The sequence below is a fragment of the Clostridia bacterium genome (assembly GCA_034926675.1).
Lineage (GTDB): Bacteria > Bacillota > DTU025 > DTU025 > DTU025 > JAYFQW01.
Window position 1 is genome coordinate 12615 of record JAYFQW010000015.1, and the last position, 15989, is coordinate 28603.

General features: G+C 59.5%; 16 protein-coding genes. All 16 read right to left on the bottom strand.

All coding sequences use genetic code 11. From position 1 onward, the window contains the following. Positions 1-17: 17 nt before the first annotated feature. A complete protein-coding gene (locus VB144_05415) occupies positions 18-1775 on the bottom strand; it encodes an Rne/Rng family ribonuclease (GenBank protein ID MEA4883083.1) in 1758 nt (585 codons plus the stop codon). A gap of 5 nt (positions 1776-1780) precedes the next feature. Continuing rightward, complete coding sequence (locus VB144_05420) at positions 1781-2494, bottom strand: TIGR03936 family radical SAM-associated protein (protein ID MEA4883084.1); 714 nt, start codon at positions 2492-2494, stop codon at positions 1781-1783. Further along, positions 2491-4314, bottom strand: a complete 1824-nt coding sequence (locus VB144_05425; protein MEA4883085.1) for a TIGR03960 family B12-binding radical SAM protein — start codon at positions 4312-4314, stop codon at positions 2491-2493. The genes VB144_05420 and VB144_05425 overlap by 4 nt, the downstream gene beginning before the upstream one ends. 25 nt (positions 4315-4339) lie before the next feature. Continuing rightward, positions 4340-5254: a site-2 protease family protein gene (locus tag VB144_05430; GenBank protein MEA4883086.1), complete on the bottom strand. Its 915-nt coding sequence runs from the start codon at positions 5252-5254 to the stop codon at positions 4340-4342. A 75-nt stretch (positions 5255-5329) separates the two neighbouring features. Continuing rightward, positions 5330-6448 (bottom strand): rod shape-determining protein RodA, encoded by a 1119-nt coding sequence (rodA, locus tag VB144_05435; protein ID MEA4883087.1) that lies wholly within the window; start codon positions 6446-6448, stop codon positions 5330-5332. A 65-nt stretch (positions 6449-6513) separates the two neighbouring features. Next, positions 6514-6795, bottom strand: a complete 282-nt coding sequence (gene minE / locus VB144_05440; GenBank protein ID MEA4883088.1) for a cell division topological specificity factor MinE — start codon at positions 6793-6795, stop codon at positions 6514-6516. A 5-nt stretch (positions 6796-6800) separates the two neighbouring features. After that, the gene (minD, locus tag VB144_05445; GenBank protein ID MEA4883089.1) at positions 6801-7604 is read right to left on the bottom strand and encodes a septum site-determining protein MinD; all 804 of its coding nucleotides are present in this window, start codon (positions 7602-7604) and stop codon (positions 6801-6803) included. 15 nt (positions 7605-7619) lie between these two features. Further along, positions 7620-8282: a septum site-determining protein MinC gene (gene minC, locus VB144_05450; GenBank protein ID MEA4883090.1), complete on the bottom strand. Its 663-nt coding sequence runs from the start codon at positions 8280-8282 to the stop codon at positions 7620-7622. Between the two features lie 90 nt (positions 8283-8372). Beyond that, the gene (gene mrdA, locus VB144_05455; protein MEA4883091.1) at positions 8373-10265 is read right to left on the bottom strand and encodes a penicillin-binding protein 2; all 1893 of its coding nucleotides are present in this window, start codon (positions 10263-10265) and stop codon (positions 8373-8375) included. Between the two features lie 31 nt (positions 10266-10296). Then, complete coding sequence (gene mreD / locus VB144_05460) at positions 10297-10794, bottom strand: rod shape-determining protein MreD (GenBank protein ID MEA4883092.1); 498 nt, start codon at positions 10792-10794, stop codon at positions 10297-10299. Then, positions 10794-11630, bottom strand: coding sequence for a rod shape-determining protein MreC (mreC, locus tag VB144_05465; protein ID MEA4883093.1), 837 nt, complete (start codon positions 11628-11630; stop codon positions 10794-10796). The genes mreD and mreC overlap by 1 nt, the downstream gene beginning before the upstream one ends. A 24-nt stretch (positions 11631-11654) precedes the next feature. Beyond that, positions 11655-12695, bottom strand: coding sequence for a rod shape-determining protein (locus VB144_05470; GenBank protein MEA4883094.1), 1041 nt, complete (start codon positions 12693-12695; stop codon positions 11655-11657). Positions 12696-12728: 33 nt separating this feature from the next. Continuing rightward, positions 12729-13469, bottom strand: a complete 741-nt coding sequence (gene radC / locus VB144_05475) for a DNA repair protein RadC (protein MEA4883095.1) — start codon at positions 13467-13469, stop codon at positions 12729-12731. A 62-nt stretch (positions 13470-13531) separates the two neighbouring features. Beyond that, on the bottom strand, positions 13532-14113 hold the full coding sequence (locus tag VB144_05480; protein MEA4883096.1) for a Maf family protein: 582 nt from the start codon (positions 14111-14113) through the stop codon (positions 13532-13534). A gap of 205 nt (positions 14114-14318) precedes the next feature. Further along, a complete protein-coding gene (locus VB144_05485; protein ID MEA4883097.1) occupies positions 14319-15164 on the bottom strand; it encodes an RnfABCDGE type electron transport complex subunit B in 846 nt (281 codons plus the stop codon). 95 nt (positions 15165-15259) lie between these two features. After that, positions 15260-15856, bottom strand: a complete 597-nt coding sequence (locus VB144_05490) for an RnfABCDGE type electron transport complex subunit A (GenBank protein MEA4883098.1) — start codon at positions 15854-15856, stop codon at positions 15260-15262. Positions 15857-15989: the final 133 nt, after the last annotated feature.

A 15989-nucleotide genomic window follows, 5' to 3' on the forward strand; every position in this document is an offset into this window, starting at 1 on the left:
ACACCGAAAAATGAGTGTCAAACAAGCTCAGGCACTGACTCAACGGTCTCGGCCGGTGTAGCAAGTTTGGCCTTGGCGTAGGTCTTGAACACCTTGGTCACCTTCGCCCGTACCCTGGTTCCCACCATCTTCCCGGCGCCCTCCACATCGATGACATATCCTTCGAGACGCGCGATGCCGTCACGAGCGTTCGTCATGTGCGGCTCCTCGATGACCACGTCGATCACGTCGCCGGAAGACACGGGAAGAGCCTTCTTCTCCACATCCTCGCGGGTCCCCACTGCCGCCACCACGATGTCTTCCACTTTCTGATCGAAACTGCCCTTCACATAGATCGACTTCCCAGTCTCCTCCTCGAGAGCAGCCAGGTTGGATCCACCCGCGCCTATGAGCACTGCCGCCACCGACGGATGCAGCAACAGCAGCATCGCGGGTTGCTCTGTAGAAAGCGCTTCCTTCTTTATCGCGCGCATGGCACGAAAGGCGAGAGTCTCCTCTGAGAGAGTCCTGCCCCTTCCTTCGCAGGTAGGGCACACCTTCATCATGGATTCCGCGAGGCCCTGCTGCACCTTCTTCCGGGTCATCTCCACCAGGCCCAGCTGGGTGATGCCTAGAACTGACGATTTTGTCTTATCGCCTGCGAGGGACTCTTCGAGCTTCTTGATGACCTGCTTCTGATGTGACTCCTCATCCATGTCGATGAAGTCGATCACGATGATTCCGCCGATGTTGCGAAGCCTGAGCTGCCGTGCGATCTCCTCCGCGGCCTCCAGATTCGTCTTCAGCACCGTGTCCGCCAGGCACGTGGTTCCGATGAACTTCCCGGTATTCACATCGATGACAGTGAGAGCCTCAGTGTGATCGACGACGATGTACCCGCCGCATGACAGCCACACCTTGCGCCGCAGAGCACGGGCGATCGCCTCCTCCAACCCGTAAGAGTCGAAGATGGGCTCCTTTCCCGTGTACAGCTGGATCCTCTCGCGCATCGACTCAGACAGCATGTTCGATAGTTCCGATACCTTCTTGAAGTCAGCGGAGTCATCCACGGTGAACTTCTCCACATCCTCGCCGAAATGATCCCGCACAAGCCTGAACACGAGGTCGTAATCTTTGTGCAGGAGTGTCGGCCCCTTAGCGCGCCTCCCCCGGCCCTGGATCCTCCGCCACAGCTTCACGAGGAACTGAATGTCGGCGGCGATCTCCTCCTGGCTCTGTCCTTCTGCGACAGTCCTGACGATCACGCCCATCCTTCGAGGTTTAGAGGCCTGAGCAATCTTTCTGAGCCTCTCCCTCTCTCCGTCCTCGTCTATCTTCCTCGACACGCCCACATAATCAAGGGTGGGCATGAGCACCACGTACCTGCCCGGCAGCGTCACATCAGTAACCACCCGGGCTCCTTTGGCGCCGATCGGCTCCTTTGTGACTTGCACGACAATCTCCTGACCCGGCTTAAGGATGTCCTTGATGGACTTGGACTTCTTCTTCGGAACAGGTATCTCCTCACCGTCAGCCTCGCGGACTGTCTTCTGGTCCCGTCCGCCTCTCCCTGCAAGGGCATCATCGACGTAAAGAAAAACGTTCCGTTCCAAACCTACATTCACAAATGCCGCCTGCATTCCAGGCAGCACGTTCTCTACGACGCCCCTGTATATGTTCCCTGCATATCGCGGATGGAGGGATCTCTCAATGAACAGGTCCACAAGCACCCCGTCCTGCAGGATGGCGGCCCTCACCTCTCCGTTGTCCGAGTTGACAACGATCTCCTTGGTCACATAAATCAACTCCTGGGGATTGGTCCCCCGGCCATAACGTAGTCTCTGCACCGGGCGCACATCGGGGACACGAGAGCATCCCCTTCTGTAAAGTACAGCCCAGTGCGGCTGATTCTGCAGCCGCCTAAGTCCCACACTGCCCCGGCTATCTCCCCGAGGTGCGCGATGAGGTCCAAAGGCCTCAGATGCGCGCGTCCACCGCAGGCACACGTGAAATCCAGCTCTGCGCCAGCCCTAATCTCCCGCACGAGAGGTCTGATGTCCGCCTCCCGCTCTCCACTCTTCGTTTTAATCCTGGCAATGGAACTGCCCCTTGCCATAAACTCACGCGCCCCGCACGCAAATGCCGCTGCTGCCTCCGGCGTCGCCCCTGATGCCCGGTAGGAGGCATACTCCACACTCGCTGCCAGGGCTGCCTTGCCATCCACAGAACAGGCCGAAACCGCCGATATGCCAGGCGGCATTGAATCCGCGAGGGCCTTCAGAGCATCTGCGACTGGCATGTCCGAACCTAGCTCAATGTCCACATACTCCGCTTCAGACGTCAACCCGACACCGAGCGCAATCGCTAGAGACATCTTGGGATGGGGGTGATAGCCCTCAGAGTAGGCAATTGGAATTCCCGCCCGTCTGATCGCCCTCTCGATTGCCCTCATGAATCCCAAGTGCGAAATGAACCTGGCATCTTCTCCCTTGCACAGCTGCACCCTTAGGATCATGGCCTTTCCGCCCCCTTCTCGAAAGCGGCATCGGCGAGGCGCACACGCACGTCTCCAGCGCATGCACCGCATCCAGAGCAGTCGCCCTTGCGGCAGTCCGGGGTGATCTCCCCTCGCACCGCATGTTCCGCCTCGCGGATCAGGAAATCCTTTGTGACTCCCATGTTGATGTAATCCCATGGCAGAGGATCATCATAGCTGTAAGAGGCATTGGCCCACCTGGCAGGGTCAAGGCCGAGTTCGCTGAAGGCTTCCCGCCAAAGATCCGCCCTGAACTGATCTCCCCATCCATCAAACCGACATCCGAGTTCCATGGCTCGCTGGATCACCGGCGCCAGATCCCGGTCTCCCCTGGCGAGAGCCGCCTCCAAGTGGCTCGCCTGAACGTCATGGAATGAGACTGAAAGCCCCCGAACTCTCATCCGATCCCTCAGGCGCGCCTGTTTCGAGATGATCTCCTCAATGGTATTCTGTCCGAACCATTGGAAGGGCGTATGGGGCTTAGGGACGAACGACGAGACGCTGACGTTCACCCCGACCCTTCCCGACTTCCCCCGGCGGGAGGCGATCCGGCGCCCGAGAGACAGCACATTCCGGGCGAGATCCCCGATGCCATCCACATCTTCATCGGCCTCATATGGAAGGCCGATCATGAAATACAGCTTGACCTGGTCCCAGCCTGATTCAAATGCATCGCCGGCAGCCGACATCAGGTCTTCCTCAGTGACACCCTTGTTGATGATGTCTCGCATACGCTGAGTCCCGGCCTCTGGAGCGAATGTGAGACCAGTGCGCCTCGATTTCTCCACCTCGCGGGCAAGGGCAATCGAGAAGGAATCGACTCTTAGAGATGGCAGCGACACAGCCACTCCCCTGGGCCCGTAGTCTCTCGCGAGCCTGGAGGCTAGCTCACGCACGTAGGTGTAATCTGCACTCGACAGCGAGAGCATCGAGATCTCCTCATAGCCGGAGCTGCCGATGAGTGAATCGGCAAGATCGCACAGACCGGGCAGGCTTCGCTCGCGCAAAGGCCGGTAGATCATCCCGGCCTGGCAGAACCTGCACCCTCTGCTGCAGCCGCGCATGACCTCAAGGGCTATCCGGTCGTGCACAGCCTCCATGAAAGGAACGATGAACTTGCGAGGGAACTCGGCGCCATCCAGATCTGCCACAACCCTCCGTCTCACAGGGTTCGGAAGACGCGGACAGTGCACGCCCTCAATTCGCGCAAGCTTCTCAACAAGCTCAGACCTGCCCATCCCGGTCTGTTTGGCCGCGGCGACCTCGGCCATGATCTCCGCCAGCACTTCCTCCCCATCGCCCATAACCACGAGATCTAGGAATGCCGCAATGGGTTCTGGATTGGATGCGCACGGCCCTCCGGCGATTATGATTGGGTCTCCATCGGACCTAGCATCCCAACGGAGGGGAATCCGAGCCAGGTCGAGCATGGCAAGGAGGTTCGTGTAGGTGAGCTCGTACTGTAGGGTGAATCCGATCAGGTCGAACTTGCGCGCCTCGGTGAACGTCTCGAGTCCATACAGAGGCACGCCCTCCGCGCGCATCTTGGCCTCCATATCCGGCCATGGCGCGAAGGCGCGCTCGGCGATCCACTCAGGTCTGCGGTTCACCACGTCGTAGAGGATCTTGAACCCTATGTACGACATCCCGACCTCATAAACGTCGGGGAAGGCAAGAAGAATCGAAGCTCTGACATCCCCATGTTCACGGCGTACGGCATTCAACTCATGCCCTGTGTAACGCGCCGGGTTGGATATGTATGGAAGGACCTTCCGATCCAGCATGTCCCGGATATTCAAGCGTGCTTTCACCTCATCGCCATTCTCACCCCAGCAGCGAGCTTACTGTCGCATCTGGGCCGCACTCAGCTGCGCGGAGAAGAAACTCATACTCGTAGAGACGGCCCATTTCACGACCGTCGGGTCCAACTACGGATATTATCAGCAGATCCCTACCGGCAAGCACAGGAAAGAGCTTCCTTGCCGGCATGTCCCATCTGGCCGCCACCACCGCCGCGCAGACTGCGCCCCGCTCGCGCAAGAGAGAACGCTTTCGGAGGGCGGAACGAACCCCATCAAAATGCAGGCGCGAAGAGCGCGCCTCTCTCCCCGCCTCAATCCATATGAACACTCCTATTGCTGGAACTAGCAGGTTGAACCAGCCCAGAGCCGCTCCTAAGACCCCCACGGCGGTCACCGCCGCCGCTGCTGCCCTCGCAACCGATGCGGCAATCGCGGTGGCCCGCGGAAGACCGCGCCCCTCCACCAAGAGCGCCCGGAGGACACGTCCTCCGTCAAGAGGAAACGCAGGGAGGAGGTTGAACAATGCCAGTGCCAGGTTGGCGCCAACGAAGAACTCTGCAGCTGCAGCCTCCACGCACCCATACCTGATGACTGCGTAGCCCGCGGACGCCATTACCAACGAGGCCATGGGGCCAGCCATCGCCACGGCTGCCTCAACCTCAGGCCTGCCCCCAAGATCCTCGCCGAGCCTCGCTGCCGCTCCTATCGGGGTGATCTCGATGGCCGCCACCGCGATGCCGAAGCCGGCAGCCGCAACCGCGTGGGCCGCTTCATGGAACAGCATGCAGGAGAAGACGGTCGCCCATTCTCCAAGGCTCCCGGCCTTCGCGTAGAGAACCGCGAACACGACTACCAGAGGGTCTACGGTGATTCCGACTCCAGCCATCGATCCAAGATTAAGCCTCAGGCGCCGCCACTGAGAGCATCCCAATTCCAATTGCGGCGTCACCCCACTGTCGTACGGCCGTGGCTCATGATAGCCTCGCATTCGGCGCCTATGTGATTGTATGCACTACAGAATCACCGTCTGCCTCCTCATGTGGATGTTCTCAAGAATCGCAACTCCCAGCATCGTAGCCATTAGAGAACTCCCGCCAGAGCTGAAAAACGGAAGCGGGATGCCGGTGCATGGCGACAGGTTCACAGTCATCCCCACGTTTACGAAAACGTGAACAAGGATCACAGAAGTCAGGCCGACTGCTGTCAGCATCCCGAACCTGTCCCGCGCCACAGTCGCCACCCTATAGCCTCTTCGCACAATGCAAAACAGCAGGCCGAGCGCAGCCGCTGCGCCGAAAAAACCAAGCTCCTCTCCGATCACAGAGAAAATGAAATCGGTGTGATGCTCGGGCACAAAGTTCAGCCGTGCCTGAGTGCTCTGGCCGAACCCCTTTCCCATCAGCCCGCCAGAGCCGATGGCGATCTTCGACTGATTAACATTGTACCCGGCGCCCCTAGGATCCATCCCCGGATTGAAGAACACCAAGATGCGCAGGCGCTGATGCTCCTTGAGGACGAAGAAGAACGCCGCGGGCGCCAGCGCAAGCAGTCCCACCGCCAATATGAGCCCGAGGACCTTCGGGTTCGCGCCGGCAGCATACATCATTGCGAAGAACACCGGCGCCAGCACCAAAGCGGATCCCAAATCATTCTCCGCTATCACCAGCGCCATCGGCGCGAAAACTATCAGCCCAGGAACAATGAAGCTCCGGAGCGTGGAAAGATCATCCTGTTCTGCTAGGTAAGCCGCAAGGGCGATGACTACACCTATCTTGGCGTACTCCGAAGGCTGTATTGCCAGCGGGCCGAGGCGAATCCAACCTATCGCCCCCTTGGTCCGTGTGCCGAGTAGGAACACCGAACCGAGCATTCCCACGCAGCCCACGTATATCCATGTCGCGAAACGCGCGTAGTATCGGTAGTCGATCACCAAGGCCACCAGGGCCACAACGGAACCCACTGCAGCCGCCATGAGCTGCTTCTTCACGTAGAAAAGCGGGTTTCCCTGCGTAAGCCTGGTGTTGAACCTCGTGGCGCTGTATATCATCGCGCAGCCGAACAGTATTGAGATCACCACTGCAATGGCGAGCCCATAGTCGAGGTTCCGAAGGAGCCTCTTGTCGATCAGCATCCGGAAGCCTCCCGATGAGTCTGGGTACGCTACACCGTCTGTCGCTCGGAGTCAGTTGCCGCATGCTACCTTGCCCGCGCGGCCTCCCGCGGAAGCTCGCGGACGGGAATGCTGGCCACGATGGCCATGGAACCGTCGCATTTGTCGAACTCCACGCGCATGTTGCTGTCGTCGATCTCCATGTACCTTCCGATTACCTGAATCAGATCGGACTTGAGCTGCTCCATGACAGCGGGCGAGAAGGTGGAACGGTCCTGCATGAGAACGAGCCGGAGCCTGTTCTTGGCCGCATCTCTGCTCGTTTCACCCTCAAGGCGCCCGAAAAGCCTTGCCAGAAAGTCCATCATCGCGCCTATCCCCTTCCCCGCCCGAGCCATCTTACGAACCGGGTGAACAGGTCCTCCGGCTCAGCCGTGGCTGCTATCGGCACGTCTTCGCCCATAACCCTGGCAGCAATATCCCGGAAGGCCCTGCCCGCCTTGGACCTATCATCCATTACCGCAGGTTCTCCTTTATTGGTAGCCACAATGATCGACTCGTCATCTGGCACGACGCCTAGCAACTCGATCTTCAGAAACTCTATGAGATCGTCGACCTCCATCATATCGTGGCGCTTCACCATGTCGGGCCTTATGCGGTTCACCACAAGCCAGGGCCTGCGGATATCCTCCGACTCGAGCATGCCGATGATGCGGTCAGCATCGCGGACCGCCGACATCTCAGGAGTCGTCACCACAATCGCCTTGTCGGCGCCGGCGATGGCATTCTTAAAGCCCTGCTCAATACCTGCAGGGCAATCCAGTATGACGTAGTCGAACTCTTCCCTCAGTTCATCCGCTAACCGCCTCATCTGCTCCGGAGTCACCGAAGTCTTGTCCCTCGACTGCGAGGCAGGCAATAGGCAGAGATTGTCGAGCTTCTTGTGGCGGATGAGAGCTTTCCTCAGTTCACACCTGCCCTCGACGACGTTGACCAGATCGTAGACGATTCTGTTCTCCAGCCCGAGCACCAGGTCGAGATTACGCAGGCCTATGTCAGCATCGACCAATGCCACATTTGGACCGGCCATGGCGAGCGCCGCGCCAATGTTCGCCGATGCGGTAGTCTTCCCGACGCCGCCCTTCCCGGACGTTACCACTATGACTGTACCGCTCAAACCTAACACCGTCCCCTAATGAGATGTCCAGGGTTCTATCACAATCGACCCGTCCCGCAGAAAGGCGATTTCGGGGCCTAGCGGCGCCTGAACCTCGTTGTCGGGCGCACGAGTGATCCGATCTGCGATTCGCAGCTGTGTGGGCATGAGCTTCAACGCCACTACCCGCGCGTCCTGGCTTCCCGCCGTGCCCGCGTGAGCCACGCCTCGCAGCGCTCCGAACACGACGATATCCCCTGTGGCAGATACCTCGGAGCCTGGGTTCAAATCACCCATGATGACAATATTGCCCTCAAACGAGATGGACTGCCCGGACCGGAGTGACCTCCTCAGCAGAATGCTATCAGCATGTCCTGGCGCCTGGCCTGCTTCAAGCCCGCTCACCTCAGGAGACGGAAGACGCTCGCTCGTCCGCTGCCTCGGAGCTGACACATCGTGACTGCCCATCGAGAGACCGTACTCATCCAAGATGGTCCTGACCTCCTCGACCCACTCCGGCGGCACGACCGTTCCGCGGGTCTCCAATGTCACGGAAGCGCCAGAGTAGAATTCCTTCGATTCCTCAAGCCTTCGACGCAGCATCTCCTTTAGGTTCTCGATGTTGTCATCAGCATCGAGAACCAGGCGAAGCCCCTTGCGAGTGCCCTTGAAGATGACCTCTTGAGGTTTCAGCGACACCACCGCCCATTTCCACAGTCCACGGCATATCAGTTGACTATTCTTCAGAGGGTTGCCGTTTCCCTCTACCCTGCCGCAACGCCTGGCGCCCTAATCCACTACGCCATCCGGCGGTCTCGAGGCATTCGATGCCCCAGGTGTTACGCCCCCGTCTGCCGCACCAGGCGCGGCAGATGTGCCCGTCTCCGCCGCAGCGGGATGGAATGACGCCTCGTACGCCTCGAATATCGCCCTGGCCACTGGCGCCGCGGCAGTCCCTCCTCCTCCTCCTCGCTCGATCATCACGGCCACAACGATCTCTGGCTTGTCTGCCGGCGCCCAGCCCACGAACCAGCCGTGGGGGTCACCTGGAGGCGCCTGCGCAGTGCCGGTTTTGCCTGCAACGGGCGTCGCAAACCCTCGAAACGCCCACGCCGCCGTGCCCGTGCGCGTCACTTCCAGCAAGCTCGCGTGCAGATAATCCCATGTTCGCGTCGACAGAGCAGCTGTGCGCTCAACCGTTGGGGAGAATGCCTCCTGAACCGCACCATCTGCCCCAAGCACCTGCCTCACCACGTAGGGCCGCGGAACCGGGCCTCGCATGGCGATCCCAGCGTACGCCGCAGCCATCTGAAGCGGAGTCACAGTCACCTGCTGGCCTATGGCATAGCTCAGCCTCTCGCCTGGCATGAACGTGCGGACTGATGAATCAGGCACTGAGCCGGAAGACCCAGGGGGCAGGTTCTTGGATCCAGTGGGATACGAGAGCCCGAACTGCCTGGCCATCGCCGCCATCTGGTCTGCAGTCAGCCTCCTGCCGAGCTCGTAGAAGACGATGTTGCAGGAGTTTACCATCCCCTGGAATAGGTTCTGGCGCCCATGGGATGTCCCCTTGGACCACACTGAGCATCTCATGCCGTAGTAGTGCTGCGACTCCGACGGCGAGCACAGGAACTTCTCCGTAAGAGACACCACCCCCGCTTCGAGGGCAGCCGCTGCCGTGAATGGCTTGAAAACCGATCCTGGCGGATAGGCGCCTGAAATTGCCCTGTTGAATAGGGCGGACACCGTCCCGGACACCTGCTGCCAATGCTGATCGGAGATCCGGGGAACGAACCATCCAGGGTCGTATCCAGGCTCACTCGCGAGGGCTATTACCTCGCCGGTTCGGGCATCGATCGCAACAGCCGCGCCTGCTCTCGCGTTCTTGTATTTGCCGGCGCGAAGCGTGGCGAGCTGAGCCCGAAGAGCCTCTTCGGCCGCGCGCTGGACGGCGGAATCGATCGTGAGCACGAGTGTAGCGCCACTCGCCGCAGGTTCCTTGCCCATGGTTCCGACTGGACGCGCCAGGGAATCCACTTCCACCTCAATGGCGCCATCCTTCCCGCGCAGCTGATCCTCGAACTCCCTCTCGAGGCCTGCCTTGCCTATCCGATCTCTTCCTCGGTAGCCCTTGCTCCCGAGTTGCTGCAGTTCCTCCAGGCTTATCTGACCCACGTACCCGATGAGCTGGCCAGCGACTGAGCCCTTCGGATAGCTCCGGTAGGGTTCATCCTCAATGATCACGCCAGGCAGGTCCACCTGATGCTCAGATACTCTCACGACGACCTCTGGTGGAGCATCTTCCATGAGTCGTGCTGGCTGGTACGGGATTCCGTACCTGCCCTCAGTCTGCCCTGCGATCTTCGCCTCGATATCCTGCACTGAAATGCCCAGAAGCTCGGATAGCAGCCGCACCTCGCCATCGCGATCCAGGAACTCCAGGGGCATGGCTGAGATGGTGTATGCCATCCTGCTAGTGGCAAGCACCTCCCCACGGCGGTCCACGATCGGCCCGCGTGGAGCGGATATAGGCAGGAGAGCGAGCCTGTTGTTGGTCGCCTTCTTGCTGTAGTAGTCGCCCTGAATCACCTGAAGCTGCCACAACCTGGCCAGGAGGAGGACGAGAACTAGGGCGGACACGATCTGGAACAGCCTCAGCCTGCGATCTGCCCGGTTCTGCATCCGATTCAACATGATCAACTCCGTGACGGAACTACATCATAATCGAACGCGCCCGTTCACGGGGCGCAAGATAGACCCAGCGGTACAGCAAGGCACTCACACAGCAATTGAGTGCGATCATCCACGGAATTACCTCCAGGGCCGCGCGAGCAAGGAAGATCCTCGCCCCGAACGAGCCCGCGAGGAACAGATACACCAACTCCCTCACGATTGTCCCCAACCCGACCATCACTGCCGGGGTGATCAGGTTCTCCTTGAATAGCTTGGGTTCAGCGAAGCCGATGATTGCCGCTGCAGCCATGTCGGCGCCAGCATTAGCCCCTATGAACACGCCGGTCACTGCGTCCTGCAAGAGCCCGCCAACGGCCGCCGCAGCGAGCCCAGGGCCGAATCCTCCTATGATCGATGTGAGAGCAGCAACACAGAAAACCAGGTCAGGCAGGATCCAGCCGGGAAGCAGCACTGGAAACACGGCTGCCTGCACCACAAGCGCTGCGAAAAGGCAAAGCGGCGCCAGGAGCTTCCTCATCACTTTGCCACCCCTTCAGCGGAATCCACGAGTATGAGCATCTCCTCAAGATGCTGGAAGTCGACTCTCGGCCTTGCCAACGCCACCATCGATACGCCGTATTTCCCGCGCTCAACAGAGATGATATCCCCAACGACATAGCCCTTTGGGTAAACACCACCGAGGCCGGATGTGATAATCACATCGCCGACCTGCAGATCAGATTCCACCCCCAGAGGGCGAATGGTCATAAGGCCTGAGCCATCGCCAAGCCCATCAGCCACCACCAGGTCCCTCGATCTCAGATCCAGCCCGCCGATGGCGCTCCTTGCGTCGATCGCCAGCATCACAGTTGCAGTATGTGAAGTGGCCGAGACCACTCTGCCAACCACTCCTCGGTCATTCACCGCCGCCAGTGCGTTCACAACTCCATTTGCTGATCCCTTATCGATAACCACCGACTCAAGCCAGTTCCCTGGATCCCTATAGGCGACCCTAGCAGCCTCTGAGCGCCCCCGAAGCATCATTTTGAGATTCAGCAGCGAGGCTAGTCGCTGGTTTTCGAGCATGGCCTCCTCGGAATATATGGCAGATAGGCGCAGCCTGTCCACCTCAGCGCGGAGTTCATCGTTTTCCCGTTTCATGCTTCTTACAGAAACGACAAATGAAACCCACGACGAAACCGCCCTGCTCGCCTTTGTCGCAACCTTCGCAACCGGGGCGAACACCTCCCTCGCAACCTGCTCAGCCACTGACAGCCTTGCACGGTCACGGGAAGTAGAGTACACAAGCAGCACCAGAACGACTACACATACTGCTGTAACAATAGCGCGCCTGTTCGTGAAGAACTGATTCAAAGGAGTGCCTCCCGTGGGATACCCCTACTTGAGCCTTCCCGATGAGATCAAGACCCTCCTGTAGACCTCCAGGTGCTCAACTACGAGCCCTGCTCCCCTCACAACGCACGTGAGAGCGTCCTCCGTGGAGTACACGGGCATTCCGGTCGCGTCGGAAAGGAGCCTGTCAAGGCCCTTCAAGAGCGACCCGCCGCCTGTCATGACTATTCCCTTGTCGATGATGTCAGCTGAAAGCTCAGGTGGAGTCTTCTCAAGAGTCATCTTCACTGCATTCACGATCTCGCTGACCGTATCGGATAAGGCCTGCTGAACCTCGGCGCCTGAGATCGTGACTGTCTTCGGAAGTCCGTTTACGATATCCCTGCCACGCGCCTCCATGCTATCATCGCCCACCAGTGGATGAGCGGATCCGATGGTCTTCTTGATCTCCTCGGCGGTCCTCTCCCCGATCATCAGGTTGAAGTTGCGCTTCATGTAGTTGACTATCGCCTCGTCCATCTTATCGCCTGCTGTGGTTATGGACCTCGACGCAACGATGCCTCCAAGTGAGATCACTGCCACCTCGGTGGTGCCGCCGCCGATATCCACTACCATGTTGCCTGTGGGATCCTCAACCGGAAGGCCCGCGCCGATAGCGGCAGCCATCGGCTCCTCAATGAGAAAGGCCTCTTTAGCGCCAGCCTGGATGGCGGAGTCGTGAATCACACGTCGCTCAACCTGAGTGACTCCTGATGGAACCCCAATGACAACCCTCGGCTTGAACACGCCATGCCTCTTTGAGGCCTTGTCGATGAAATGGCGCAGCATGGTTACTGTCACGTCGAGATCGGCGATCACTCCGTCCCTCATTGGTCGAACAGCAATGATGCACGCGGGCGTGCGTCCCACCATCTTCTTGGCATCGTTTCCGACTGCCAGTATCTCCTGGGTATCGCGGTCGATAGCGATAACCGACGGCTCTTGGAGCACTATGCCCTTGCCTCTGACGTACACAAGAGTGTTTGCGGTGCCGAGGTCGATGCCCATGTCCTTCGACAGCCCGCCGAAAAGCGAGGAAAGCGCCATGGCGAATGGCTCCCTTCTAACGCAAGATTGGCACTAGCCCGAACTGAGCAAACCTTTTTCCTTGAAGCTGAAGTAGATGTTGTCGCCTATGATGAGATGATCTATTACTTCAATCCCGATGAGGGAGCCTGCACGAACTAGCCTCTTCGTGATTGCGATATCCTCAGGGCTCGGAGAAGGATCACCGCTGGGATGATTGTGCGCGACAATCACTCCGGCGCTGGCCGCCCTGATTGCTGCCCTGAACACTTCGCGGGGGTGCACAATCGAAGAGTTCAGAGTGCCAACTGAGATGACCGCTGTATCCACGATCCGATTTCGAGTGTCGAGGAAGATCGCCCTGAACTCCTCTTTCTCGAGATAACGCATCGCCGGCATCAGGATTCCAGCTGCATCCCCGGGCCCGCCTATCTCAGGCCTCGATTCGCCCTCGCATAGCAACACCCTGCGGCCGAGCTCAATCGCTGCCTGTATCTGGCCCGCGCGAACCACGCCAATTCCAGGCACACTCAATAGCTCCAGCATACTTGCAGTCGCAAGTCCGCGCGTTCCTCCACGCTCGGCGAGAAGGCGTGAGGCAACGTCCACCGCGCTTTCCCCGGGGCGCCCGCATCTGATGATGATGGCAATCAGTTCCCCGGTGGATACCGCGCCTAGACCGTACTCCAGCAGCCTCTCCATGGGCCGCTCGCCTACGGGCATCTCACGAATGGCTCGCCCAACCCCTGCCCTCTCTCCGCCTTTGCCAGCACTGCTCCCGTTCTCCCTGCTCATTGCCACACCTCGCATGCCGTGATTGCAAGCGCGGCACACTGCACCGGTGCGACCTTTACGCCCTAGAGAACGCTTAACCCGAAATGCGACAACATCAGCGCAAGGCGGCCCAATGGAAGCCCAACCACGCAGCTATAGTCGCCACATATTCCCTCCACTATGAGTGCGCCGATGCCCTGGATGGCGTACGCCCCTGCTTTGTCCATCGGCTCTCCAGTTTCCACGTACCTGCAGATGGTCTCCTCTGAGAGAGGCCTGATCCTCACGTCCGTGCACTCGTACTCCGTGAGCGACCTTCTCGAAGCGGCGTCAACCACCGACACGCCCGAATACACTTGGTGCTCCCTCCCCGCGAGCAGGCGAAGCATCCTGGCAGCGTCGTATCTATCAGCTGGCTTTCCCAGCACAGTACCGTCGATTACCACTATGGTATCGGCGCCCACAACCAAACCGCGGCCGACTTCTGATGCAACATCTGCTGCCTTGGCGTGCGCAAGGCTCATCACCAGATCGCCAGGATCAGACTCGCGGATTTGCTCCTCATCCACATGGCTCGCGATGACATCGAACTCCATGCCAATCTCACGAAGGAGTTCCTTGCGCCTCGGCGACGCGGACGCAAGCACCAAGCGATCACTGCCCATCCAACCCCTCCCACTCGGCAAGAGCGATGCTGGCATGCACCGCCCGAAGGGCCTTCTTTCCCTTTCTCAAGTCTACCATTTGAAATCCACGTTTACAAGAATGCTGCCTCGGCCAACAGCTGGCAGAGCAAGGACGGACCTCCGCCAATGGAAGTCCGTCCTATAAGGCGCTGGCTGCAATCCCCTGGTCACTGTGCCCACCAGGTCATGCCGTCGCTTCGACCTTGTCTGCTTTCGGGCACTCGGCCCTGACCCCGTCCGGCATGTTCCTAATGCACTTCACTGGGCACTTCTCCATGCATACTCCGCAGCGTGTGCACTTGGATTGGTCGATGACTGCCACGTTTCCGTCCATGGAGATGGCCTTTTCCGGGCAGTTCTTCACGCATATGCCGCATGCGATGCATCCTGCCGAGCATACCTTCTTCACATCAGGGCCGCGGTCGTGGGATCTGCACACTACATTCACCGACTGCGACTTGGTTCGAAGCTGGATCAAGCTGCGAGGGCAGGCTGCGACGCACTTGCCGCAGCCGGTGCATGCCTCATCCAGCACCCGGGGCAGCCCGTCGGCGCCCATGTACATCGCGTCGAACGGACACGCAGACACGCATGAGCCAAGGCCCAAGCAGCCGTAGGTGCATCCCTTGACCCCGCCGCCTGAGAGCATGGCTGCCCGGCAATCGTGGATTCCAGCGTATTCTGCAACATTCGGCGAAGCCTCGTGGCTTCCGAGGCAGAGCACCCTGGCGTACTTTGGCTCCATCTCGCCGGACGCCTCTACACCCATGATCTTCGCAACCTGCCTGGCTACTGCCGCTTTCCCAACGGGGCACTTGTCTACAGGCGCCTTTCCCTCGGCGATTGCCGCAGCCAACCCAGCACAGCCCGGATAGCCGCATCCGCCGCAGTTGGCAGCGGGGAGAACCGCGAGTATGGCATCTGCCCTGGGGTCGGAGTTCACCGCGAACTTCTTCGACGCCACCCCCAGCGACAGCCCGAATGCCAAGCCCATAGCCCCCATGCTTACGAGGGCATTAAGGCCGTTCATGTTTTCCACCCCCGTCCCGGTCTTTCGGAGTACCGGTCTTGTTGTCCATCATTCCAGTTCTCATTCTAACCGAGTGCCGCAATGGGCCCCCGTTCCTACATCCCCATGAGCTTCGCCACGTTGAAGCCGGAGAACCCGAGAAACGCCATGGCCAAGAGCCCTGTGGTGACGAGGGCGATTGGAAAGCCCACCATCACTCGGGATATGGGCGCAGTCCTCTGTCTCTCCCGGAATGCCGCGAACAAGATGATGGCCATGCCGTAGCCGAGCCCGCCCGCCGCTCCGCTGACCGCCGACTGCAGCAGTCCGTACTTAGCCTGGTAGTTGATGATCGCCACGCCCAACACCGCGCAGTTCGTGGTGATAAGCGGAAGGTAGATCCCCAAGGCCCTGTACAGCGACGGGCTATTCTTCTTGATCACCATCTCGATCAACTGCACAAGGGCAGCGATGACCAGAATGAACGAGACCGTTTGCAGGTATCCCATGTTCAGCGGATTCAGTATCAAGTTCTGCACCAGCCATGTCACCGCCGATGCGACTGACATGACGAACACCACCGCGAGGGCCATGCCGGAGGCAGTCTCCAGCTGCTGTGACACGCCTATGAAAGGACATGTCCCAAGGATCCTCGCGAGCATGAAGTTGTTCACCAGCACCTGGCTGAACAGTATCACCATCAACTCACGCATCTTGGATCCCCCCTTAATCGCAGCCTGAGCCGCTGGATTCCGCGGTCGGCTTCTTCTTCGATGTGAGCAGGTTGACCAGGCCAATGACAAGGCCCAGAGTAATGAACCCTCCTGCCGGCTGGTTCACAATGGC